Genomic DNA, 23,196 nt, shown 5'->3' on the forward strand with positions numbered 1-23,196 from the left:
TCACCTCAAGGATTCGGTAGATGGTAGTCATTTTTAAGTGTGTAGCTGGCTATTCTTAGGTATTTTAGAACGGGTTCGTATACATATCCTGGGGGTATCCAGCGCCAGTGATATTCCCATTTCCAAGCGAACCATATCCACAAGCAACCATATTCATCTAAAAGGTAGTGCCCAAATGCTATTCCCCCTGCCAAGCCTACTATGGCTCCAACAATAGCCCCCGGCACATTGGCGAAGTAAGCACCTATAGCGGCTCCTAATGCAGTAGGGCCAACCTGAAGGATAAATGCTGATTTTGCATTGGAAAAGTGCAGGTGTGTGAGCTTATTACCTTTGATTGAAACAGTGTCCCATGGTTCTATCCCATAGTACTCGTAATCTGGATGCGGGTACCGTATCATGTAGCCTTTGACAAAGTATACTCCATCCCACCAGTAGTGTTGCTGTGTATTATAAGCTATGGTAGGGAAAGGCTCTTTGTTTATCAATGACTTTGATATTAACTGTTTTGTTCTCAATCCTGGGGCTATTATATTTATGGGAGTCCTTATGGAGTAATTGGCTCCTGAGGAATCTCTGACTGTCAGTAGGTATGAGTTATCAATCTTGGTGGATGTTATATAAACAACGTCTACTATCTTATCTGTAGTTGTGTTCTTGATTAGTATCGTTGCTTCATTGCCATTGGTTTTGTAGTCAATCAGTAGGTCTCCAAAAATAAAGACCTGTCTTGTGGATGTATTCACTAAGAGTTTAGTTGGGAACTCCTTCATAACCACTACCTTTGCGTGAGGATTTTGGGCGGGACTTGGCATCGCTACCGCGCTCCCTGCCGTCACTCCAACCATCAGCAGTCCAAGCAGGACTGCAAACAACGACTTCCACTTCACGAGGTCCACCTCTCCAAGGTTTTTGCATTATATTCTATCCAACTTAATCTTATAAGTTTTTCCTTTTACTTTAAGTAAAAATTCTTCCTTTTTTTTTTCAAGTATAATTTTATTCAGAATTGTGTTTTCCTTTTAGAATGAATCAAAAGAAGTCTGAGTAAGGAAGTTGCATGGTCATGCACTTGGAGAAAGTGGGGGCTAAAAATCAAAAACTCACTCCCTCACAACAACAGGGAACTCTTCCCATGGGAAGACTATCCACTGGTCGGTTCTGAAGACATAGAAGTCAGGAACGACCTTAGTCCAGGGCTTCATGCTGAGGCAGGCGACCTTTACCTCCCTGGCGCCGGCCTTCTTGACTTCCTCTATGACGACCTCAAGAGTCTTACCTGTGTCGCTGACGTCGTCGACGATGACGACCCTCTTTCCATCCAGCGAGCCGTGCAGCGGTATGGTCACCACAGGTTTCTCCATGTGCTCCTCTATATCCTTGTAGAACTTGACGGCTATGACCTTGACGTCAACGTCACCGAGGATGTGGCTGAGCCTTACAGCTGGAATGAGGCCGCCCCTGGCGACGCCGACTATGACGTCGGGCATGAATTTCTTCCTCATTTCTTCGGCGAGCGCGAAGACGGCCCTATCTATCTGCCACCAGGTGAAGTAAACCTTGTCCATGCTAACACCTCCGAATAGCGCAGGTTGGAAAGGCCCTTACTTTAAGGCTTTCGTCCGATGGGGAGAAGTTAAAGCCGTAGACTTAAAAAACCTCCGTTGACAGGGAGATGTCAAAGCATAAGAAAAAGGGGAGAAGTCACCCAATAACGCACTTGCTCCAGCCGCAGACGGGACAGGTGGCGCAGCCGCTCTCCATTTTCAGCTCGACGAGCTTTCCGTCCTTCTCATAGCAGACGGGACAGTAAGTGACTCCCAAGAGCTCCTTTATATTCTCTTCAGGGATCTCTGGCGGCTCCCTATGGTGGGGGTGCTCGTGAGTTTCTGGCTTAACCGCCTTCGGAACGTTCAGGGAGAAGCTGAGTGAGGGAGCTTCCTTCTTCTCCTTGCCGTTGGTGCCGTTGAGTATGCCCTCGACGTTGATGAACTTGGCCAGCCATGGCTCGGCCTCAACGACGGTCTTGAGCTTCTCGACAGCGTAAGCGCTCGGTTTACTCTTGATGCGCTGCTTCTTCTCTCCTTCAACGCTGTAAACCTGAACGCTGAGCGAGCCGTCGCGGTAGACGGTTATACCCTTACAGCCGAGCTTGTAGGCGAGCAGGTAGGCGGCCTTGACGTCCTCAACGGTGGCATCGTTTGGCATGTTGATGGTCTTGCTCGCGCTGTCTGTAAGCCAGAGCTGAATGTTGGCCTGAGCCAGTATGTGGTCGAGCCAGTGGATGTCCATCGAGGTGACAAAAACGCGCTGCATGTCCTCTGGGATTTCCTCGAGGCCCTGGACACTTCCGTAGTTGTCGCTTATCTTCCTCAGTATCTCGTCGCTCCAGAGGCCGCGCTTCTTCAGTTCGGCCTCGAAGACGGGGTCAACGTAGTAGAACTCGCCAACGGTTACGCTCTTCTTATAAACGAGGGCAAAGATGGGTTCTATGCCGCTGGAGGTATCGGCTATCATGCTGACCGAACCGGTGGGCGGACAGGTGGTCACCATTCCGTTCCTGACACCGTAGCGCTTGATTTCTTCAACCAGCTCATCCCACGGAAGGGTCCAGACCTCCCTGTGGTAGTAGCCCTCGACCGGAAGCTCTCCATCCTTGTATCTCGTCTTCTCGTAGAGCGGGAAGGGCCCGCGCTTTTTCGCGGCCTCAACGCTGTACTTGTAGGCGTAGAAGGTGAGGTACTCAGTGGCTTTCCTCATGAAGTCGTAGCCCTCCTTGCTGTTGTAGGCTATGCCGAGCTTGAAGAGGGCATCGGCCAGGCCCATCATTCCGACGCCTATTCTCCTAGTGAGCTTGGTGTTGTAGTCTATCTCCGGGAGCGGGAACTTGTTGACGTCGATTGCGTTGTCGAGGTACTTGGCGACCTTTTGGATTACGTAGGCGTACTCGTCCCAGTCGAAGTAGGGCTTGCCTTCTTCATCATACTTGACGAACTTGGCGAGGTTTATGCTGGCTAAATTACAGGATTCGTAGTCGTAGAGGGGCTCTTCTCCGCAGGGGTTAGTTGCACGGATTTTTTCGCCCTTTGCTGGCTCCAGAACGTTCCTCCTGTTGATGACATCGAAGAATATAACTCCCGGGTCGGCCTTGGCCCAGGCCATGAAAGCTAACTCCTCGAAGAGGCTCTTGGGGTCTATCTCCTTGACCTTCTCGCCAGTCCTCGGGTTGATGAGCGGATAGCGCTTGCCCTCTCTCAGAGCTTCCCAGAAGTCGGCCCATATGCCCACGCTGATGTTGAAGTTGGACAAAACGTTCGTTCCGATGTTCTTCTCCTTGGCGTGGATGAACTTCTCTATGTCGGGATGCCAGACTTCGAGGATGCCCATGTTCGCGCCCCTTCTCACTCCACCCTGCTTTATCACGTCGCTGACGGCATCAATGAGGTGCATAAAGCTGACAGGACCGGAGGCCGCCCCAGTTGTGGTTCCGACTAAATCACCCTCCGGGCGGAGTTTGGAGAAGTTCAAACCGGTACCGCCACCCATCTTCTGTATCATGGCCACATCGTGCGCTGCCTTCATTATGCTCTCCATGTCGTCCTCTATCGGAACGACGAAGCACGCTGAGAGCATCCCGAGTGGTCTTCCGGAGTTGATGAGGGCCGGTGTGTTCGGCATGAAAGTCTGGCTCGTCATCAGGCGGAAGTACTCCTCTATCTCGTCCTCGTACTTGTCAAAGGCCCCGTTCTCAAGCATCTTAATGACTTCGTCGATGGAGACCTTCATCTGGCCCTTCTGGGCGAGCTCGCGGTAGAGGTTGAGGAACCTTTCGAAGTGGTACTTGTTGAGCTTGAACCTGCCGATTGACAGTTTTCTATCGTACTCGTCGAGCCTCTCCATGTATTTCTCGACCTTACTTAGGTCCTGTTCGTGGTTTCCTTCCCTGTCGAAGACCCTCTCATCGTAGAGCAGATCTGGGATGACCGCCAGAATCGCGACCCTCTCGAAGAGCTCCCTCGGGCTTTCTATTATCTCACCTTTCTCGTTCTTTATGAGGTATCTGCTTGCCAAAACGCGGAGGGCGTTGATGGAGAAGCGTTTGTCTATCTCGTCGAGCTTGTCCTTGTTAAGGATCTTCTTCTTTTCCTCCCTGATCTCGGCCTTCTTCTTGCGGTAGAGGATGTAGGCCTTGGCGACGTCGAAGAGACCCACTCTCATCAGCTCGAGCTCGACTATGTCCTGGATGTTCTCTATGTGGGGCACCTGCCCATCGTAGAGCTCGTTCACCCTTTTGACGACCCTTCTGACGACCCTGTTGAGAAGCTTCTCGTCACGGATACCGACTTCGAGCATTGCCCTTTGGATAGCCCATTTTATACGCTCCTTATCAAATGGGACAATTCTGCCGTCCCTTTTCATCACTTTTTCAACAGCCATATAAACACCCCTGACATACGGTTGTCTATTGTTGTTCCCATTAGTAGAAGCATCAGCACAGCTTTATGGCTATCACCCCTACATATACCTTACCCCAGTGGCCTTTGCCGGGGTGACGAATTTAGGGCTATAAATTTGCCTGTGGGGTAAGGGGGTAGAAAAGGATGATGTCGGACAAATTATCCAAACGTCAAAGCCCCTCGTAGACCAGCCTGAGCCTGTAGGCGTGCTTGAGCTCCTCGCTGGCCATCATTCGGAAGATCTGACTCAGGGAACCGTCCAGGATTTCAGAGAGCTTTGTGTAGAGCTCGTAAGAGTGCTTTTCTCTCACGAGGGCTTCCAGTATCAGCTCTTCAAGGCTTTCTGGCTCGGCCCTCTCGTCGCTCAGCATGGGTTCAAGGCTCAGGGAGTCAAGGTATTCTATCACCGCCGTTCCTTCAAGGGTTCCCCCTGAGAGCATGTCCTCGAGGGTCTTCCTGTGCCTCAGTTCCTCCTCGGCTATGAGACGGAACGTCTCGACGAACTCGGGCCTTTCGTAGGTGGCGAACGTTTCGCCGAGCTTGTACAGGTTGTAGAGCTCGTTCTCCTGCCAGATGAGCTTTTCAAGCAGCTCCCCAAGGTTCATTTGGAAGCCTCCACTTTGACTTTCAGGTATTCGAGGAGCTCCCCCACGCTCGGGAGGATCAGGTCGGGTTTTACCTCGCTCTTCTCGACGTCCTTCAGCGTGCTGACACCGGTTAAAACCATCACCGCTTTCATGCCGAATCTCTTGGCAAAGGCTATGTCTGTATCGAGCCTGTCCCCGACCATCCAGACCTCGTCCACATCTCCAAGCTTCTCCATAACTACCTCGTAGGCCGGCTCGTTGGGCTTGCCGATTATCAGGGGCTCCCTTTCGGTTGAGGCTTTCAGTGCCGCTATTACCGAGCCGGCTCCAGGGTAGAGGCCCTCCTCAGTGGGGTAAGTTGTGTCGGGATTGGTTCCTATGAAGTGCGCCCCGTTCCTTATGGCGAGCGTTCCGTACTTGAGCTTCTCGTAGGTTAGGGCCGGGTCAAGGCCGACCACGACGTATTGGATTTCCCTCCATCTCTCCCTCGCTTCCTCGACGCTTATCACCGGCCAGCCTATCTTCTTTATTTCCTCTTGGAGCCCTTTCCCACCGATGACGAAGATCGGCCCCTCCTCAAAGTGGGTCTCAAGGTATCTGGCAGTAGCGTAGCCTGAGGTGACGATTCGCTCTTCCTCGACGTCTATTCCCATCCCGAGGAGCTTCTCACGGTACATCCGGGCGTTCTTGGTGGAGTTGTTGGTGAAAAAGGCGAAGGGGATGCCGTTTTCTTTCAGGAAGTTTATTACCTCCCGCGCGCCATCTATGGGCTTCTTGCCCCGATACATCACGCCGTCCATGTCGAATATTATGCCAATCATCGTGAGCACCGGAAAAAGAAAAAGGTGAGGAGTTTAAAAGCTCACTGCTCGGCGTTTATTTTCATGTCTACTTCCACTTTGTCGGTCTGGCACTCGTTGCCTGCTTCTGGTGAGAACCTTATCCTCATGACGACCTTTAGCACCTCGCCCTCTTCCAGGGAGCCTTTGAAGAGCTCTACCTCCTTCCTGTCGAGTTCTTTCAGGGTTTTGCCCGCTACCTCCGTCAGGTCTGTGGTTATATTCCCGTGCTGTACCGAGAGGCCGGTTATCACGAGATAGCCGCTCAGCTCGCCCCTATCTGTGGTGTTGTCGACCTCCTTCTCGGCGGGAGAGAGGGCACCGTCCTCTAAATCGTTAACGTAAATGGTCATCGTAATCCTCGAAACCTCGAGGTCTCCGCGGTTCTTCACGTAGAATGTTACTGTCCTCTCGTCGCCCGGCTTTAAATCCGAGAAGTCGAAGAGCTTGAGGTCGTTGTAGAATCTTTCCCCATCCTTGCTTATGCCTATGTCGAACTCCCCGGAGGAGATCTCGTTGTTCTCCGAGAGAGCAACGTCTGTGAAGAGGGAGCGGGAGAACCCCGCGAGCGCAACCAGCAACAGAAGGGCCCCAACTAATACTATCTTCTGGTGTCTCATTTCCACCACCGATGATAGTATTCAGTGACGATTACGTATGACTAACTTATAAAGTTTTCTCTCAAAATAGTAAGAAGTGAGACTCAGGGGATTACCTTCACGTTGAGCTTGAGGCTCTGTATCGTGCCGTTTATTGCCTCAAGGATGAGATTCCTAGCATCGGTTTCGGCGTAGTTCCCGTCCGGCGGTGCCGGCGGGAGCTCTGGCGGCTCGTCCTTGAAGAGGAGGAACCAGACCTGCCACTGGCCAGGTCTGTCTATGCTGAAGGTGTAGTTGGTCTCGAACTGGGGCGTCCAGTTGCCCTCGATGTTGACGGGGACGTCTGGCAGGGTGACGTTGAACTCGTACATCGGGTACATTTCGTAGATTATCGTCGTGTTGGTCGTGTTGTCCCACGTCAGGTTGACGAGCCATATCTGGACGTAGTAGGTGACGTTCCTATGCTCGTGGTTCACTATGCCTATTATCACCCTTCCCTCCTGGCCGACCCTCAGCTCGGTTGGGTAACCGGCGGCCTTGCCCTCCGGCCCGAGGATGTAGAACTCCGTGAAGGCCTCGCCGGGCTTCGGGTGGGTTATGACGTAGCCCAGCGTTCCAATGGAGGTTATGATGGCGATTATTAGGATCACCGTGAGGGCCTTGTCGAGCTTGCTCGACTCCTCCCACTCGAGCTCATCCTTTATCCTCTCGAGCGTTATCCATGGAATCCACGGTTCGAAGGCCTTTGCCCTGCGGTATATGGCGATGAGCGAGAAGGCGACGTTGAAAATCGTTAGGCTGATGAGTATCGGGATGAGCCTTATTCCCCAGGGAGTGTAGTTTAAGGCCAAGCCTATGAGCGGGACGATGGCTATGCTGAGACCGAAGCTGAGGGCAAGCCTCTCGAGGTTGTCGAGCTCCTTCCTGTTGGGGAAGAGGGCGGTTATGAAGACGTATCCCGGGAAGAAGAGGACGAAGGCTAATCCGAGGGCTTTTCTGAGCAGGCTGTCCGGGAAGAAGGCTATCAGGAGGTCGAGGATCAACGACAGGGCGAGGATTATGAGCAGATCCCAGTAGTCTTTGAGCTTCATCCGACTCCCTCCCTTTGGACGGGGTTGCTCCGCTTAAAACCCTTTCTTCCAAAACGTAGAGTAAGGTGGGCGCGTGGGTGCAACCATTCCGGATTAGGTCCGGCTGGGATAAAGGAGGGCAGACTTCGGTAAACCGCAAAGAGGATGGTAGTGAAAACCTGCGAAAAAAGGGGAATCCCATCACTTCCTTCCAAAGAGCCTCACCTCAAGGAACTCAACGTCTTTCCGCTCGGCGAGGAGTATGAAGAGCAGGCCGAGGCCTATGAGGACGAAGGACTGACCCACGGGGTCACTGAGGCTGTCCTTTGTCAGGTACATCACCGCGGCAGAAACGCCCAGCCAGCCGGCGAGATAGGCAACCACTTTCCCGGAGTGCCTGTAGGCCGAGTAGGTGACGACGGCCAGGAGGGCTATGAGGAACGTGTAGTCCGTGAGGGCTGAAGCTATGAGGACTGCCGAGAGGATGAGCTCCTCTTTTCCGACTTTAACCCCTCTAAGGACGTCGTCGAGTGCAAGAACCGTGGAAATGGCCACGAACCCAGCGAGTCTTAGCCCCTCCCACGTGTAAATCGAGATACCCGGGAGCGAGACTGCCATGAGGAGGACGTAGAGATAGAAAGCGGCCAGTGATAGGTCTCTGTCCTTGAACCGCAGTACGTAGGCTGGTATAACCAGGAGGAAGACGTAGTTGCGGAGTGCTATTCCGGTCAGGATAGTCGCTATCAGCCCTATCACAGTCTACCCACCACCCTCGGAAGCACATCTTTGGGGCCCACTTCAACGACCCTTATTCCGTTCATGACCTTCCTCATGATGGCCTTCCTCTCGCGGTAGCCGCGGTAGAGGATCTCTATCTCCCTCTCGGTGAGTTCGTCCTTGTTGACGAAGAGGATTGGGTTTGGATATATGAGGGCCGCCTTTGAGCCCTTTCTCTCAAGCACCCTTGCCGCCTTTAGTATCTCTCCCGGGTGGAGGCCCAGGTCATCGACCATTATCACATATGCCCCGTTCTCGACCTTCATGGCAGCCTTGAGCGGACCGGAGGCGGTGGAGCCGCGCTTCATCTTCAAGATCAACCTGCCCATCTTTGAGGGAGACGATATTCCTGCGGGTTTGAGCGGAGGCAAGCCCCTCTCGCCCCTGAGCCCGAGCTCGGAGATTGCGGTTAACGGGTCCCTCGCGTACTCAATCACCTTGACGATGTCGTTCTCGTCGTAGGCTATCAGCTTCACGCTGTGGCCGAACCTTCTGAAGTAGGTGAAGAGCTGGGTGATTATCAGGACGAGGTAGTCTATTTTACCAGCCTTGAGCTCCCTCCGGAACTTACTGTCCACGTTGACGAGCAGGTACACATCGGCCAGGGTTTCCCTCTTGAAGACCCTGACTATGAGGGTGTTGAGCCTCGACGTGGCCTTCCAGTCGATCTTGGTTATGTCGTCCCCCGGGAGGAACTCCCTCAGCTCCTCGAAGTCGAGGGTTTCCGCACCGATTCCAAGCGCGCTCTCCGCTTCGGCCAGGGCTTCGACCTGGCGCCTTTCCTTAAGGGCCTCCCTTATGCTCTTCGGCGACGGAAAGACAGTCATTTCTCCGTGCTCGACTACCTGGAAGTCCCTCTTGAACAGCCCAAGCTCGTCCTCAAATGTTGCCTCTGCCTTGAGTGTTATCCTGCCCTTTGACTGGGGCACTATCGTCTGTTCGAGGTACTTTCTCTCACCGGGATTCAGGAATACTTTAAGCTCCTTCGCAAAGACACGCCTCGAAGTTTCCCGTATCCTCAGGAGGCCCTTAACCCGCGAGAGGTTCTCGACTTTGATTCTGGCTTTTGCAGGTTCCTTCTCCGTCCCCCTGTTGGGGACAGTTCTCTCGACCCTGACGTTGGGCTCGAAGCTCAGCCTGGCAAGGGAGTAGTGGGCCATGATCCCGACCGCCGTTAGCGCCGCCGCTGGGCTGCCCGTCAGGTAAGCGACCGCTGAGACCACCGCCGCGAGGGAGAGCAGGACTTCCGCCCTTTTCATTCCGTTGGCACCTCTATCCTTTCGAGGACTTCCCTCACTACCGCCTTTCCGTCGATGCCGTCCACCTCGTACTCCGGTTTGACGACAACCCTGTGGGCGAGGACGGGAACGGAGAGCTCCTTGACGTCGTCCGGGATGACGTAGCTTCTCCCTTCAAGGTAGGCTTTGACCTTGGCGGCGTAGAGGAGATGTTCTCCAGCTCTCGGCGACGCTCCGATGATGACCCTCTCGTCGAGCCTGGTTTCTCTGACGATGGAGTAGATGTAGTCGATTATCGCATCACTCACGTGAACCTTCATGGCTTCCCGCCTGGCCTTAGCCAGCTCGCTCACGGGGACGACCTGGCTTGCCTCCGAGAACTCACCGCGGTTCTTTCTCCTGAGCATGGCCTTCTCGCTCTCCTCTGGGAGGTAAGTGAGGTCGATCTTCATCATGAACCTGTCCACCTGTGCCGTGGGGAGTTCATAGACTCCCTCCATCTCCACGGGGTTCCTGGTTGCGAGGACGATGAATGGCTCCGGGAGTTTGAGAGGGAGGCCCTCTATGGTGACCTGCCGCTCCTCCATCGCCTCGAGCAGAGCGCTCTGAGTCTTGGGCGACGCGCGGTTTATCTCGTCGACCAAAACCACGTTGGCGAATATCGGGCCCTTCCTTATCTTAAACTCTCCCGTGCGCATGTCGTAAAAGGTGTGGCCGATTATGTCTGCCGGCAGTATGTCCGGCGTCATCTGTATCCTCGAGAACTTCAGTCCAAGAGTCTGGGCGAAGTTCTTGCTCAGGGTCGTTTTCGCTATTCCCGGGACTCCCTCCAGGAGTATGTGGCCGTTGGCTATCAGCGCTATCGTCATCAGCTCGACCACATCGTCCATTCCGACTATGGCCTTTCCAACCTCGGCCTTAATCTTCTCGAGTATCATATCAACCACCCATCCTTTCAAGCATCTCCATTACCTCTTTCTCATCCCAGCCCCGCTCCCTCGCCAAAGCTAAGGCGAGCTCTTCGGGGCTTTTCCTCTTCCCGAAGAAGCGTGAGATTGGCCTCCAGAGCAGCCTCCCTATGACCCTGAAGGTTCCAAGCTCCTTAAGGAGTATCAGAATGCCGATGGCGAGTATGAGCTTAACGGCCAGCTCTTTGGGAAGGATCCTCGTTATCGTCACCGTTCCAGCGGTGTATAGGTTGAAGTCCGGGTGATGGGCCTCGTCGATGTAGAAAGTATCTCCGCCAAGGTACTCGACGAGGTTCCTCAGGAATGGCTCGTTCTCGTCGTAGAGCTGGTTTATCAGGACGTCCGGGTCTGCCAGGATTACAACCCTTCCCTCTCCGTATTCGACCTCCGTCAGGAGGGAGTACTGCCTCCTCTGGAAGTTTATCATAGCCACCTTGCTCGCGTAGACCGCACTGCCTCCCGTCACGAGAACTGCCGAGGGCTCGTTGGTGACTATTTTGGTGACGTTCCTGGCCAGTATGGGATCCTCTATTCTCACGGACACTATCAGCCTGTCGTCTTCCTCATAGAAGAAGTCGCGGAGCGGATAGCTGGATATGCTAACGGACAGGTTGAGGGCACGCAGTATCTCGTTGCCGGTGCCGAAGTCGTCCGCTATGAAAAGAGTGTTTCCACGCTCCACGAATGCCTTGAGCTGCTCTATCTCGGCGTCTGTGAACGTCATGTTGGGGCCGACGATAAGTAGAACGCCGTTTTTGCCACTGATATTGGCTATGTCGAAGGATTCAAAGATCGGAACGATCTGCCTTCCGTCCTCGTGGATCAGCCTGACGAAGTTCGAGATGCCGTCCCAGTCCGTGTTGAAGGCGCTGTACTGGGTAGAGCTCTTGAAGAGGGGCACCGTTAGGGGCATGGTAATGAGGGTGAAAATGAGGAGGATGAGGGTGAGGTACTTGATGGTTTTATTCACCGCTTCCACCCCGCAAGAGCTTCTCCAGCCTCTCCCTGAACTCTCTCAGCTCTTCCTCGCTCAGGGAAATTTCACCGTAGACGGCCTTCTCGTGGAGCCTCGTTACCGCCTCCAGGTCAGTGTAGAACTCCCAGTCGCGGAGGATCCTTAAGACTTCCCTCGGGGTCAGGCTCTCGCTTATCCCAAACCTATCCTTTAGCTTTTCCCTTAGGAGCTTATAAGCCTCACCGACGTCCTCGGGTATTTTCTCTTCCCGGATAACTTCATGCTTCACAGGAACAGCCTCAGCGACTCTCTGCGGTGCCGGAGAAATTGTCTTTCTCTCCCTTCTCCTCACAATAACGATGGCCAGCGCGAGTAGCAGGGAGAGGAGGGCTATCGCTATGTACCTTGGGAGCATGTTCTCCGGCGGGACGACGTTGAGCACCACGACGTTGGAGGTAGCTCTATCATACACCTCGCTGCCAGCGAAGGCAACGTAGACCCTCAGCTGGCCGGGGCTCTGGGGCTCTACTGTGAAGGAAAAGGTTCCGTTCTCGGCCCCAATGCTGAACTGGGGGGTGTCGTTCACATATACTGTAAGGGGGAGCGCTATATCCGGCTCAGTCTTTCCGGTGAAGGTAACCCTTTGGCCGAGGGTTATCTCACCTGGCCCGTTGAGGGTTATCGTAACCGGGAAGCGCCTGAACTCAACCGTGACTATCTCTGAGGTTCCGGTGTGGGTTCCATCGCCGGCGAATCTCAGCGGTACCTGGAACGTCACGGCCTTGGAGGAGTAGTAGCTCTTTGCAAAGCCTCCATCGGGGCCAGTAACGAGCGTTTCGTCTCCAACCGTTATCTCCCTTCCCTCAAGAGGGTGGCCGTAGTAGTCAACGAGCCTGCCCGACAACACAAGAGTCTGGTTCAGGAAGGTGCTGTACACGCTTTCCACCAAAAAGAGGGAGGGTATCTTTCCCACGGTCACGTTGAGCGTGTTTGATTTCATCCCTCCCTGAGTGGCGTATATCGTGTACGTCCCGAGCTCCTTAAACCTGTAGTTGGCGGAGAAAAGCCCGTTTTGGGGATTGACTATGATGAATGACGTGAAGTTCTTCCCGGTGATGACCACCGTAACGGTGCCGTTGCCGGGACAGGAGCCGAAGATGGTAACCCTCTGATAGAGTATAGGCTCGGAATCCGAGATTCCGATCTCGAACCTCCCGCTTGGGAGCTTTTCGGAGCTCACCTTCTCGATTATCTCGTTTAGATACCCTCGAACCTTTTTGGTGTTGAACTTCAGAACCTCAGTCCCGTTCATCAGCTCGAGGGTGTCTATCTCGTCCAGAAGGGACTCCATGTTGAGGGCTGTGCCCTTGATTCCGGCTATAATGGCTGGATTCTGGGTTTTATGGAACTCCAGCAGGAGCTCATTGATGGTTACGAGATTCCGAGAGAACTCGTAGAAAGGGGGGAAGACTTCCATGACCTTGGAGTCGACGCCCTTTTCCTGATAGTATAAGGCCTCCAGGCGGATGAGCTCCAGCTCGTTTAAGGTGGTGTTGGCTAGCGCGAGGCCGTAGCTCTCGTTGACGAGGGCGTACTTCAGGGAGTACTCAAACTGGACAATAACCTGAGAAAAGTATTCATATAGGAAGACGTCCCTCTGGGTTGGCTCCTCCACGGCTTTACTCGAAATGAGTGGTATAGAGCCGATGAGCAGAAGGGCGATTATTAAAACTGAGAGCTTTCTCATAGGCCATCACATCCATAAGGCATAAAAACCTTTTAAGCTTATTCATTGCCGGTGTTAGAATGGGGAGGATTTTAGGTAGTATCCTACTGGCAGCTGGAATTGTCCTTTGGTACTACGGTGGTGCCTCCGGAATAACTTTCTTGGTCAATCTTGGAATAGGTGCAATCATCCTCGGCCTTGTGGTGGCGGCCCTGCCTTCGAGGGGCCAGGTTGATAGGGAAGCCCTTTTCCTGACGTGTGAGTCCTCCTGCGAGTTCTTCAAAAAGTTCCGAAAAGACCTTGAGCTCAAAGGGGATCCAGTAGTCATACCCCCCTACGAGAACCTCCCGAAGGGTGGCATCTTTCTCCCGAAGTCCGAGAACTTTTCCCTAAGCCTTGGGAAGTTTGATGAGAAGACCGTTTTCGTGACCGGTACCGAGGAGGAGAGCGGGATTCTGATAAGTCCCCCCGCCGGGTGGGCGCTGGTGGAGTACTTCGAGGATAATGCCGGTGAGCTCTCTGGAACTGGGCTCGGCTATGCGTCGTCCGCGGTGTCTTCGGGCCTAAGCGCCCTGGGCCTCGGTTCGGCTGAGGTCTTCGAAACCGAGGACGGAAAGATAGGGGTCTTCATCAGGCCGCTCTGCGCTGGCCCGGTTTACGCCGACCCGGTTTGTTCAGCCGTCCTGCTCGGAGTGGCCATGGGAACCGGCGAGGTTCTGAGGGTAGAATCGGCCGAGAAGGTTAAGGACCACGTTAGGATAACCCTTGAGAGACTCGGTGGGATCGAGAGATGGCTATGAGGGAGAACGTCGTCCTGTTCCTTGCGGTATGGATCGTAATAGCCGCGCTCGTAAGCCCCTCCGTTGAGATATTCCTGACCATCGCCCTCATTGGGATCCTGATAACGCTCGAGATAGGCGAGTTCTACCTCCCAAAGGACGTCAAGAGTGCTCTGAAGCTCTCCGCGTACCTGCTGCTGCTAGCATTTGCCTCCATAGTGGCGAGAAAAGTGTATGAAGTGATAAGATAAACTAAACAGTCGCCAGCAGCTCCCTCACGGTTCTCCATACCGCCTCGTAGCTGTTCAGCCTCGGCCTCCATCCGGTTTTCTTCGCCTTCTCTATGCTCAGGCGCATGAACTTGACGTCGCCCTTCCAGCCGCGGCCGCCGTCAACGCCACCCGTGAACTTGAAGGCCGGCTTCAGCTCCATCTCCTCGCTCACTATCTCAGCTATCTCTTTAACTGTAATCCAGTCGTCGTTCCCAAGGTTGTAGACATCATAGGTCTTGCCTTCGCTCTTAAAGTGCTCAAATATATGGAGCATGCCCTCGACGGTGTCGCTCACGTGGAGGTAGCTCTTCCTCTGGGTTCCGTCGCCGAGGATTTCCAGCTCTTCCGGGTTCTCCCTGAGCTTGTTGATGAAGTCGTATATTACGCCGTGGTTGGAGCGCTCGCCTATGATGTTGGCCAGCCTGAAGACGAGAGCTTTGAAGTCGAAGGTGTGGGCGTATCCGCTTATCAGAGCTTCAGCCGCGAGCTTCGCCCCGCCGTAGACGCTTATCGGCTCGAGTGGGGCGTAGTCTTCGGGAGTAGGGATAACCTCAGCGTCGCCGTAGACCGTTGATGATGAGGTGAAAACCAAGTATTTGACCCCGGTTTTTCTCATCGCTTCAAGAAGGTTGTAGGTTATGACGACGTTGGTCTCGTAGAGGAGCTCCGGGCTCTGGGAGCCGATCCTGACCTCCGGATTGGCGGCCAAGTGAAAAACAATATCAACACCGTCAACGGCCTTCTCCACGGTTTTCATGTTCCTCATGTCCCCTTTGATGAACTCGAACCTCTCGTGGTTCAGCCAGCGCCCAATGTTGTCCAAGCTCCCGGCGCTTAAATCGTCAAGAACCCTGACCTCGTACCCGAGCTCCATGAGCCTGTCCACAAGGTGAGAGCCTATGAACCCCGCACCGCCCGTGACGAGAACCTTCATTCATACCACCACTCGTGATGAAACGAAATTATTTAAATATGTTTAGGCATAAACCCTATCACGCTAGTTAGTTTACCCGTGGTGAGTGCCATGAAGGTCCTAATAATGGCCGGTGGCTACGCAACGAGACTCTGGCCGATAACCAAGGATAATCCCAAGGCCCTCCTTCCCGTTGGGAACAAGGTGATACTCGACTACATCCTGGAGAAGGTCGAGGGACTCAGCCTCGAAACCTACATATCGACCAACAGGTTCTTTGAGATGCACTTCCGTCCCTACGCCGAGAAGAAAGGATTGAGCCTTATCGTTGAGGACACCCTCCATGAGGAGGAGAAGCTGGGCACGATGGGGGCCATGAAGAGGGCCGTCGAGGAGCTTGGCTTAGATGACTATCTCGTCATATCGGGGGACAACCTCTTCTCCTTCAGCTTGGCCGACTTCCTCAGGGCCTACGACGGGAAGCCACTCATAGCGGTATACGACGTCGGTGACTTGGAGCTGGCCAAGCGCTACGGTGTGGTCGTTCTTGAAGGCGACAGGGTCATTTCCTTCCAGGAGAAGCCGGCAGAGCCGAAGTCTACCCTCGTCAGCACTGGAGTTTACGTCTTCCCGAGAAGGGTGATGGAGAAAATCGACGAGTACCTCTCCAACGGAAACAGGGATTCACCCGGCTACTTCATCCAGTGGCTCCTGGAGAAGGGTGAGGACATCAGGGCCTACCGCTTCTCCGAGTACTGGTACGATATCGGAAGTGCGGACAGCTACCTGGAGGCCCTCAAGACTCTCCTCCGGGAGAGCCACGTCGAGGAGATACAGATAAGCCCCTACGCCAAGATAATCCCGCCGGTGGTAATAAAGCGCGGCGCGAAGATACTGGGCAGGTCGATAATAGGCCCCTACGCCTACATAGGCGAGGAGTGCGTCATCGAGAACTCCGACATCAGCGACTCGATAATTTTCCGTAGAACCATAATCAGGAACTCGACGATATGGCGCTCCATCATCGATGAGAAGTGCGAGATAAGGAACCTAGAGCTGAGAAAGAGCCTCGTCGGGGGTCATGCGAAGATACAGAGGGGCGAGTGAGGTCCCGGTTTACACTACCTGGCACGAATTGCCCTTTATTGTCCCCTCTATTTGTGTTCTGGTTATGAACACTAAAAGATTGAGGTGTATCAAGCCAGAGCAGGGCGCCCCCGATGATGTGACCGGGGCTAATGGCCCAATAGTGGGATTATGAAAGGCAACGGTCTCTAGGTTCTGAGAGCTTCCACGCCTTTTGACCTGGGAGGATATCATCCGCTGGGCCTTTTGCATCGCTCTTTATTTAGATGTCCAATGACGGTCAAAAACTCGGTTAGTTCTTGGAGGTTGTTGATAGGAGAAGGTAGTGAGGAGCGCCATGCAGACGAGGCCGGAGTGAAGTTCCACTCTTGACAGATCTTTACCCTAGTTAATAGTGACTCCGTGACCCTCTCAGATCATGGAATCACTGTTCGGGTTGGATCTGCCTAGGGTGAAGCTTTCGCTTCAGTCTCCTCCACACAGCACTCCTCATATACTGTTAGGTGCTTTAACTATATAAATCTTTGCTTTTATTTAAAGCAAAACTTTTTGACAACTCATTGAAATAATTTCAACCATGCTGGGGTCTGAGTTTGAAGCGGAAGGTATTCATGATGAGAATAGAAATTGAATCAGGCGCGAGAAGATAGTGAGGAGCACCTTGCAAGTGGGGCCTCGGTGAAAATCCCACTCTCAAGGAACACTAGGCTTGTGACTCCAGCCCTCTCGACTCATGGAACACGTTGGGCTTAGCGCCCGTCAAGGTGAAACTTCTGCTTCGGTCTCACCAACAGGGCACTCCTCATATATTATTAGGTGCTTTACCTATATAAACCTTTGCTTTTTTATGATACAAGTATATATCTGAATCTTTTTGAAATATATCCAAGTCATTAAGCCCCAAAAATAAATAAAAGGCGTCACTTCCGCTCAGCGGCGGTTTAGAGAAAAAGGCGCGCCGATGCCCTTCCAAACTCAATCCTTAAATTTTGCAAAGATCAGAGCAGTATATGGGGGTGTGGGCGATGGGCGAGAGATTGGTTAAGGTGCTGACGGTTCTGGTGGTGGTTCTGCTTATCTTCAACATCGGCATGGTCTACGGTGCGCTCAAAGCCAGGAGCATAGCGCTGGAGGAAATCGACAGTGTCATAACCCTCGTGGAGGGCATGAAGAACGAGAGGATAACCATCCACTATCCGCTGGATCAGGAGATAAAGGTACCTCTCAGGATGAACCTCAGCGTCCCGGTTTCCATGGTGGCCAGGGTCCCGGTCAACGAGGAGATTGCCGTGAAGGTTCCTCTCGATACCTACGTTGACGTTCCAGTAAACAAGACTGTGAAGGTGCACATCGTCCAGAACATAACCACCACCGTTGAGGTGAACGGCAAGCAGGAGACGGTGATAATTCCGCTTGATACCTACGTCGATGTTCCTATAGTCACGACGGTCAGGGTTAGGGTCAGGGACGTTATAGACACCACCGTGCCTCTCAACATGACCCTAGAGGTGCCGATAAACCAGACGGTCGTTGTGCCCGTTGATGAGACGCTGAACGTCCCGGTTAAGATGAACCTCACCATCGAGACGACGCCGGAGGAGATGGGTCTGGGTGAGCTGATTGATAGAGTAGTGGTGATGCTGGAGGGAATAAAGGCGGCGATTGGGTGAGTCGCGCGGGACATAAAGTTACATTTGGAATCCCCTCCATCCACTACTCTAAGGATACTGATCGTTACGACGGCCACGATAAGTTTTTATTTTCTTGGATAGTATTGGTATAAGGGCTTTGACAGAATACGGATCCACAATGCCTGGTACGGAAGAACAATATTGGGGAGATTATGCATGGTAGCGGGCTTAATTAAGAGTGAACTTAAAAATCTCAAAAATCCTCTCTACAGAAACTCCATTTATATCTCCTTATCGTCTATGATGACAGCAGTTGCAGGCTTTCTCTTCTGGAACGTTGCGGCCAGGCTCTATCCATCTGAGGATGTTGGAGTTGCCTCTGCTTTGGTGTCAGCGATAAACTTCGTCTTCATGGTATCCCTTCTTGGCCTGAACTTCTCCCTAATCCGCTTTTATCCAGAGTATAAAGAGAGGGCCGCGGGGAGTGCTTTTATCTTAACTCTCGGAGCGTCCTTCGTGGTCTCCTTGCTTTACGTTCTTGTTGTGGTGAGGTCTGAATCATTCCGTGGGGTTTTTTCTACTGAGTTTTTACTGCTCTTTGTGCTCTTTTCCATGGCGGGAACAGCCTACAACATTCTCTCGACCTACGCAATAGCCAAGAGAAAAGCCGAGCACAGCTTTGCTCAGAGCGTCCTTTTTTCATTGAGGTTCTTGTTTCTGTTTGTTCTCGTATCATTTGGTGTCTTAGGCATAATGACTGCCTTTGGACTGGGCTTGACTTTAGGAGTGCTTTACGGCTTTATTTTTATCGATGATATTAAGCCCAAGCTGGATTTTGAGTTCCTAAGAGAATCGTTCAAGTTCTCTCTTGGAAACTACATAGCTAACATTGCCAACCTCGCACCGACATACATAATGCCTACGATAGTTCTGATAACTGTGGGGAAAGAGGATGCCGCATATTTTTATATAGCCTTTGCAGTTGGAAACTTGATTCTCTTAATCCCAAATGCGATAAACATGGCGTTGTTTGTAGAAGGGAGCCATGGGCTTAAAGATTTAAAGAAAACTCTGAGGAAGGTTCTAACAATTGTCTATGCATACCTTGTAATGAGTTCTATGTTTGTATGGTTCTTTGGTAAATTTATTTTGAGATTATTTGGAGATGAGTACATAAGTGGTTTGAACTTGCTAATTGTTATTGTATTGTCGAGCTTTTTTGTTGTTGTTGTTAATATCTATTGTACCCTTCTGAATATATTGAAGAGAGTAACAGAACGTGTTATAATATATCTTTTAAAGGCAATCCTTTTTTTGACTTTTAGTTATGTACTGATATTAAAATTTGGGATTGTAGGGGTGGGATATGCGTGGATTACTACTTATGGGCTAATACTCATTTTCTTAGTAGTTGTGATCAGAAAATTTGAATGGCCTAGCTTTAGTTAGTATAATTGCATTTTCTGCTTTGACATTATTTTATTATATTAATTCTTCCGTAATTTTTCTAAATTCTTCTATCAATTTTTGTTTTTCATAATTTAGTCTATCTATGTCAACTCTTACTATCTCCTTAGTTATGTCTTTATCTAAGACTCTATTAAATAGTGCTGCTCTAGGAGTGCTTGAATATAGTTTTGCTTTTCGTCCGTAGGATAAGGCAGCCACACAGGCATGAACTCTGTCAGAGTGTACCTCCATTGCATTTGCATAGAGAAATAGATAATCCTTTATATTATCTGATACTAGGACGTTACTCTTTTTGAGGATTTTAGCTGGATGAAGGTGTAGAATCTTTGAGAGCGTCGTTTGTGAAGCTCGTAGAATTGGATGGCTTAGGCTTGCTAAATAAAATGGTTCGTGGTAGGCTCTAATTATTGGGTATTTTGTAGGTATCTCGGGCTCGGAAGATGAATCGAAAGTAAATACAACAAATTTTTTTCTGGAATGGGGTGGAGTATAGTAATCGCTCACGAAAAACCCACAATCAATACCATTATATGAGTATTTTGCGAAGGGGGCATATAATTTATAAGCTATAGAATCTCTGGACATAAATCCGTATAACTTGATTTTTCTCAGAATGTTCCTTACAGGTTTTACAACTTCTAAGGAATAACCATTTCCGCCTCCTCCTACAATTACCAATGGAATCCCATTATCCGTTAAAGTTTTCAAAGTTGGATAATATTTTATCAAGTTTATATCCATCACACAACCTGGAAGTACTGCAAGGTCAAAATCTTGAATGTCCATGAGCTCAACAATGTTGATTGTATGCCTTTTTGCTTGTAATATGTTGGATTTGTAAAGCAATCCGCTTTTTAACGTCGTTTTTAACATCTCTCTAGTTTTTAGGGACAAATAATATCCAACATGATCAGGATAACCACTGACTTCTATGATTTCTGCTTGTGGGATTGCTTTTTTAATACATGCCTTAGCTCCTTCTTCAATGAATCCATTTCCGATATTCAATAGCCATGTCCTTAATAGCAATATCCTAACTTTCATGTTATCCCCTCCGTACTATAGTAGATCCAACTCTCATTGCTAGAGTAGATCTTATCCATCTTTGCTAGTCCCCTATAAAATTTCTTAGTTGGCATTATAATCTTTGCAAGAATTTCCTTACTGAACATAGGGATTAAAAATCCCATCTCGAGATCATATTTTCTAATTATAGTATACCCAATTAAATATGTTCTAGGATTTTCGGGATTAATGATGTTTGCCTGTCTGTTTATTAGGATTTTATCAAACGCTTGAAACATAAATCTATTACTTCCATGGAGGTTCTGTAGATGAATATCTGCATACGTCAAGAATTTGGTTAGAGTTATTTCTGATAATGTGAGAGCCTCTCTGCTGGAAAGGTTTTTTGCATATAAATGACTGTTGGGATTTGCTACTGGAGTGGTTATCATTAAAAACACTAATATCGGGACAATAATAATATTTACATTTAAATGCTTGAACTTTAACTGTCCTAAACTCCATATACTAAATCCTCCGAAGATGGATAGAAATACTGAGGTAAAGATAAACCATCTACTAGGTAGGCTTTGAGGATAGGCTACCGCAAGAATGTACGGGATTAGTATAAATATTGATGTAAATACTGCCATTGGGAGAGCATTCTGGTCATATTTAACAGTCATGACTTTTTTCAAATTAAATGTGCTGTGAACTATTATATTTAGACTTCCTAATATTCCCATAAACAAAAAGATAGTGTATCCGAGGTCGTATAATAATATATCTTTATATGCATATATAGGTGATAAAGTAGCCCTCTCTACAGTAGTGTAATCAAAAGTACCTAATGCTGTTTTTATTGTGAGTATAAAAAACGAGAATAAATTACCTTGAATTCCGCTAGAATTCATCCACCAAGTCAATGTTAAAATAATCATTAGGAAAATAAATATTGGGGGTATGTTAATATCGCCTAACCTTATTATCTTAACAGATAACTTAATAGTTAAAAATGAAGTAATAATAATAATCGGGGTTAGTGGATGTATTATAATTAGTGATGTAAATATTAGTGTCATCAAAGCAATATTGGATGACATGTTTCTTTCATTACGCAGGGCCAGATAAAACAAAGAAACAAAATACACCCAGCTAAAATAGTTGGGCATATATGAATATCCTGCTTTTATAAAATATGGGGAGAGAACCATAATCATCATAGAAATAGTTGCAATCTTCCAATTGAATATTTTTTTGGCAATAAGATACACAAAAAGAGCAAATATTACCTGAACTATGCCAAGAACGAGACGAGTTAACTTGAATGAGAGGTCTGAAATAACAGTAACAAACACGAATAAGACGTGAAATCCTGGATACTGTTGGTAATGGCCTGGGAATCCTTCGATCTTACCGGTCATGAGTATATGTTGTATGAAACTTACATGATAAGATGCATCATTCCCATAATGCTGTGGAAACAAAAACAAAAATGAGGCGATAATGGTAGTGGCAAGGATAAAGATTTCAAGCATGATTATGTTTTTTTCTAGGGAGTATTCCTTAACGAATAAAAATTGTGCTGTTATTATAGTGACAATTGCCGAAATGACCAAAAAATATATTCCGGGCAAGTAGTAATTCTTACTATAGTTCTGATAAATAATTAATGCGATTATTACAAAAATCATAGAGATGGTGACGGTGATCTTAAAGTAGTTCCGAATATTTCCCTTCTGTACGGTCACATTATTTAATCTACTCGAATAGGATAGACCCACTGCTGCTAAAGCTCCCATAGACAACGCCAACCCTATATGTTCGCGGTTAAAGTTATGGATGTGTGAAATGAGCACTATTCCAATGCCCCCGAAGAAATATGTACTTAACGTGATATATCCAACAATTTTATCGATCTTGTTCATTATCCCCACCTATTTACTAAATATTAGGGAGATAATCTCTTTTAGGCGTTTTTTTTCAAAATATTTCCGTATTTCTCTATCTGGAATCTTCTCTTCTTCATACATCCAAGAAGTTACGTATCCTTCAAACATCCAGATACCAAGTTTAGATTTCTTACTTAGATAATAGAAAACGTTTAGGACAATCAAAACAGGATTGTATCCAAGGTAGTACATAGCCTTGCCCTTACTGATATATCCGTTTTTTAAACCTTCTTTACTACCTCCAACCCTATATTCATAAAACGGTAAGTCCTCTACTCTTTTTGTTTTCCAGCCCTTATTAATAGCTCGTAATACAATGACGACATCAGGTGAACAAGTTATTGGAAATCCCCCCATATCCTCTATACATTGGATTCTGTATAGCCTGGTATCTGGAAGTTCGTAAGGATATGTAGAAACATATTTGATATCTTTTCCATCTTTTACTAAATACTGAACGCCACTTGCTATTCCTAGCCGATGATTTTCTTGGAACTCCAATAATAGCCTCTCAAAATAATTGAAGGGTATCTTAACGCTGGCATCGACTTTGCCTATATATTCTAAGCTGATCTTCTTTTTTTTGGCAATCCATTTGGCATATTCGTATCCTTCCCATACGGCTAACGCAAAATTTAGATGGGGATGTTTGTCCCTGAAATAATGTTTTTGTTTTATCACGTATATCCATTTGTGTGGATGGTTATATTTTTTTGCAAGAGTATTTGCATATTCAAAACTTCCATCAGTACTATTTCCATCCACAATAACCCAGATTACTGGCTGTATTGTTTGACTAGTTATGTTCTTAAATAAGCTATCCATATTTTCAATTTCATTTCTTATTGGAGTTATCAACGCATAACTCATGA

At 49.3% G+C, this 23,196-nt stretch carries 21 protein-coding genes; 5 read left to right on the forward strand and 16 right to left on the reverse strand.

What is annotated here, in order from left to right; genetic code table 11:
- Positions 1-5 precede the first annotated feature (5 nt).
- The 12 genes from E3E23_RS09255 to E3E23_RS09310 form a co-directional block, all read right to left on the reverse strand.
- Positions 6-890 (reverse strand): glycine zipper family protein, encoded by an 885-nt coding sequence (locus E3E23_RS09255; protein WP_167908222.1) that lies wholly within the window; start codon positions 888-890, stop codon positions 6-8.
- Positions 891-1,103: 213 nt separating this feature from the next.
- A complete protein-coding gene (locus E3E23_RS09260; RefSeq protein ID WP_167908224.1) occupies positions 1,104-1,568 on the reverse strand; it encodes a phosphoribosyltransferase in 465 nt (154 codons plus the stop codon).
- A gap of 136 nt (positions 1,569-1,704) precedes the next feature.
- Positions 1,705-4,437, reverse strand: a complete 2,733-nt coding sequence (locus E3E23_RS09265) for an adenosylcobalamin-dependent ribonucleoside-diphosphate reductase (protein ID WP_167908226.1) — start codon at positions 4,435-4,437, stop codon at positions 1,705-1,707.
- A gap of 190 nt (positions 4,438-4,627) precedes the next feature.
- On the reverse strand, positions 4,628-5,062 hold the full coding sequence (locus tag E3E23_RS09270; protein WP_167908228.1) for a ferritin family protein: 435 nt from the start codon (positions 5,060-5,062) through the stop codon (positions 4,628-4,630).
- Positions 5,059-5,865, reverse strand: coding sequence for an HAD-IIA family hydrolase (locus tag E3E23_RS09275; protein WP_167908279.1), 807 nt, complete (start codon positions 5,863-5,865; stop codon positions 5,059-5,061). Before E3E23_RS09275 ends, E3E23_RS09270 begins: the two co-directional genes overlap by 4 nt.
- Before the next feature lie 41 nt (positions 5,866-5,906).
- Positions 5,907-6,503, reverse strand: coding sequence for a TasA family protein (locus E3E23_RS09280; RefSeq protein ID WP_167908281.1), 597 nt, complete (start codon positions 6,501-6,503; stop codon positions 5,907-5,909).
- A gap of 83 nt (positions 6,504-6,586) precedes the next feature.
- On the reverse strand, positions 6,587-7,573 hold the full coding sequence (locus tag E3E23_RS09285) for a DUF1616 domain-containing protein (RefSeq protein ID WP_167908230.1): 987 nt from the start codon (positions 7,571-7,573) through the stop codon (positions 6,587-6,589).
- Between the two features lie 180 nt (positions 7,574-7,753).
- Complete coding sequence (locus E3E23_RS09290; RefSeq protein WP_167908232.1) at positions 7,754-8,308, reverse strand: hypothetical protein; 555 nt, start codon at positions 8,306-8,308, stop codon at positions 7,754-7,756.
- Positions 8,305-9,588 carry a DUF58 domain-containing protein gene (locus E3E23_RS09295; protein ID WP_167908233.1) on the reverse strand — a complete coding sequence of 428 codons (1,284 nt, stop codon included), beginning with the start codon at positions 9,586-9,588 and terminating at the stop codon, positions 8,305-8,307. The genes E3E23_RS09290 and E3E23_RS09295 overlap by 4 nt, the downstream gene beginning before the upstream one ends.
- Positions 9,585-10,505 (reverse strand): MoxR family ATPase, encoded by a 921-nt coding sequence (locus E3E23_RS09300; protein ID WP_167908235.1) that lies wholly within the window; start codon positions 10,503-10,505, stop codon positions 9,585-9,587. Before E3E23_RS09300 ends, E3E23_RS09295 begins: the two co-directional genes overlap by 4 nt.
- A 1-nt stretch (position 10,506) precedes the next feature.
- The gene (locus E3E23_RS09305; RefSeq protein WP_167908237.1) at positions 10,507-11,505 is read right to left on the reverse strand and encodes a DUF4350 domain-containing protein; all 999 of its coding nucleotides are present in this window, start codon (positions 11,503-11,505) and stop codon (positions 10,507-10,509) included.
- A complete protein-coding gene (locus E3E23_RS09310) occupies positions 11,498-13,237 on the reverse strand; it encodes an Ig-like domain-containing protein (protein WP_167908239.1) in 1,740 nt (579 codons plus the stop codon). Before E3E23_RS09310 ends, E3E23_RS09305 begins: the two co-directional genes overlap by 8 nt.
- Before the next feature lie 59 nt (positions 13,238-13,296).
- Here E3E23_RS09310 and E3E23_RS09315 point away from each other — a divergent pair, with 59 nt between their 5' ends.
- Together E3E23_RS09315 and E3E23_RS09320 are read left to right on the forward strand one after the other, a co-directional pair.
- Positions 13,297-14,016 carry a hypothetical protein gene (locus tag E3E23_RS09315; protein ID WP_167908241.1) on the forward strand — a complete coding sequence of 240 codons (720 nt, stop codon included), beginning with the start codon at positions 13,297-13,299 and terminating at the stop codon, positions 14,014-14,016.
- Entirely contained in the window at positions 14,007-14,246 is a 240-nt protein-coding gene (locus E3E23_RS09320) for a hypothetical protein (RefSeq protein ID WP_167908243.1), read from the forward strand. Before E3E23_RS09315 ends, E3E23_RS09320 begins: the two co-directional genes overlap by 10 nt.
- A 1-nt stretch (position 14,247) precedes the next feature.
- On the opposite strand, the gene E3E23_RS09325 is transcribed toward E3E23_RS09320, so the two are convergent.
- Positions 14,248-15,201: an NAD-dependent epimerase/dehydratase family protein gene (locus E3E23_RS09325; RefSeq protein ID WP_167908245.1), complete on the reverse strand. Its 954-nt coding sequence runs from the start codon at positions 15,199-15,201 to the stop codon at positions 14,248-14,250.
- 90 nt (positions 15,202-15,291) lie between these two features.
- Between E3E23_RS09325 and E3E23_RS09330 the strand changes: the two genes are divergently transcribed.
- The 3 genes from E3E23_RS09330 to E3E23_RS09340 all read left to right on the forward strand — a co-directional run bounded on the left by E3E23_RS09330 (position 15,292) and on the right by E3E23_RS09340 (position 19,346).
- Positions 15,292-16,287: a sugar phosphate nucleotidyltransferase gene (locus tag E3E23_RS09330; protein ID WP_167908247.1), complete on the forward strand. Its 996-nt coding sequence runs from the start codon at positions 15,292-15,294 to the stop codon at positions 16,285-16,287.
- Between the two features lie 1,004 nt (positions 16,288-17,291).
- Positions 17,292-17,936 (forward strand): hypothetical protein, encoded by a 645-nt coding sequence (locus E3E23_RS09335; protein WP_167908248.1) that lies wholly within the window; start codon positions 17,292-17,294, stop codon positions 17,934-17,936.
- A gap of 177 nt (positions 17,937-18,113) precedes the next feature.
- Positions 18,114-19,346, forward strand: coding sequence for a lipopolysaccharide biosynthesis protein (locus E3E23_RS09340; protein WP_167908249.1), 1,233 nt, complete (start codon positions 18,114-18,116; stop codon positions 19,344-19,346).
- A 33-nt stretch (positions 19,347-19,379) separates the two neighbouring features.
- Here the strand turns inward: E3E23_RS09340 and E3E23_RS09345 are convergent, their stop codons facing one another.
- The 3 genes from E3E23_RS09345 to E3E23_RS09355 are packed head-to-tail and all read right to left on the reverse strand — an operon-like array spanning position 19,380 to position 23,194.
- The gene (locus E3E23_RS09345) at positions 19,380-20,411 is read right to left on the reverse strand and encodes a polysaccharide pyruvyl transferase family protein (RefSeq protein ID WP_167908250.1); all 1,032 of its coding nucleotides are present in this window, start codon (positions 20,409-20,411) and stop codon (positions 19,380-19,382) included.
- Positions 20,408-22,300, reverse strand: a complete 1,893-nt coding sequence (locus tag E3E23_RS09350; RefSeq protein WP_167908251.1) for a hypothetical protein — start codon at positions 22,298-22,300, stop codon at positions 20,408-20,410. Before E3E23_RS09350 ends, E3E23_RS09345 begins: the two co-directional genes overlap by 4 nt.
- Positions 22,301-22,309: 9 nt before the next feature.
- Positions 22,310-23,194 carry a glycosyltransferase family 2 protein gene (locus E3E23_RS09355; protein WP_167908252.1) on the reverse strand — a complete coding sequence of 295 codons (885 nt, stop codon included), beginning with the start codon at positions 23,192-23,194 and terminating at the stop codon, positions 22,310-22,312.
- Between the last annotated feature and the right edge of the window lie 2 nt (positions 23,195-23,196).

Origin of the sequence: Thermococcus sp. CX2 (assembly GCF_012027555.1) — an archaeon.
GTDB lineage: Archaea > Methanobacteriota_B > Thermococci > Thermococcales > Thermococcaceae > Thermococcus.

Coding starts and splice junctions, on each gene's coding strand:
- E3E23_RS09260 (WP_167908224.1), bottom strand. CDS start 1,568: ATGGACAAGGTTTACTTCACCTGGTGGCAGATAGATAGGGCCGTCTTC.
- E3E23_RS09265 (WP_167908226.1), bottom strand. CDS start 4,437: ATGGCTGTTGAAAAAGTGATGAAAAGGGACGGCAGAATTGTCCCATTT.
- E3E23_RS09270 (WP_167908228.1), bottom strand. CDS start 5,062: ATGAACCTTGGGGAGCTGCTTGAAAAGCTCATCTGGCAGGAGAACGAG.
- E3E23_RS09275 (WP_167908279.1), bottom strand. CDS start 5,865: ATGATTGGCATAATATTCGACATGGACGGCGTGATGTATCGGGGCAAG.
- E3E23_RS09280 (WP_167908281.1), bottom strand. CDS start 6,503: ATGAGACACCAGAAGATAGTATTAGTTGGGGCCCTTCTGTTGCTGGTT.
- E3E23_RS09285 (WP_167908230.1), bottom strand. CDS start 7,573: ATGAAGCTCAAAGACTACTGGGATCTGCTCATAATCCTCGCCCTGTCG.
- E3E23_RS09295 (WP_167908233.1), bottom strand. CDS start 9,588: ATGAAAAGGGCGGAAGTCCTGCTCTCCCTCGCGGCGGTGGTCTCAGCG.
- E3E23_RS09300 (WP_167908235.1), bottom strand. CDS start 10,505: ATGATACTCGAGAAGATTAAGGCCGAGGTTGGAAAGGCCATAGTCGGA.
- E3E23_RS09310 (WP_167908239.1), bottom strand. CDS start 13,237: ATGAGAAAGCTCTCAGTTTTAATAATCGCCCTTCTGCTCATCGGCTCT.
- E3E23_RS09315 (WP_167908241.1), top strand. CDS start 13,297: ATGGGGAGGATTTTAGGTAGTATCCTACTGGCAGCTGGAATTGTCCTT.
- E3E23_RS09320 (WP_167908243.1), top strand. CDS start 14,007: ATGGCTATGAGGGAGAACGTCGTCCTGTTCCTTGCGGTATGGATCGTA.
- E3E23_RS09325 (WP_167908245.1), bottom strand. CDS start 15,201: ATGAAGGTTCTCGTCACGGGCGGTGCGGGGTTCATAGGCTCTCACCTT.
- E3E23_RS09330 (WP_167908247.1), top strand. CDS start 15,292: ATGAAGGTCCTAATAATGGCCGGTGGCTACGCAACGAGACTCTGGCCG.
- E3E23_RS09335 (WP_167908248.1), top strand. CDS start 17,292: ATGGGCGAGAGATTGGTTAAGGTGCTGACGGTTCTGGTGGTGGTTCTG.
- E3E23_RS09340 (WP_167908249.1), top strand. CDS start 18,114: ATGGTAGCGGGCTTAATTAAGAGTGAACTTAAAAATCTCAAAAATCCT.
- E3E23_RS09345 (WP_167908250.1), bottom strand. CDS start 20,411: ATGAAAGTTAGGATATTGCTATTAAGGACATGGCTATTGAATATCGGA.
- E3E23_RS09350 (WP_167908251.1), bottom strand. CDS start 22,300: ATGAACAAGATCGATAAAATTGTTGGATATATCACGTTAAGTACATAT.
- E3E23_RS09355 (WP_167908252.1), bottom strand. CDS start 23,194: ATGAGTTATGCGTTGATAACTCCAATAAGAAATGAAATTGAAAATATG.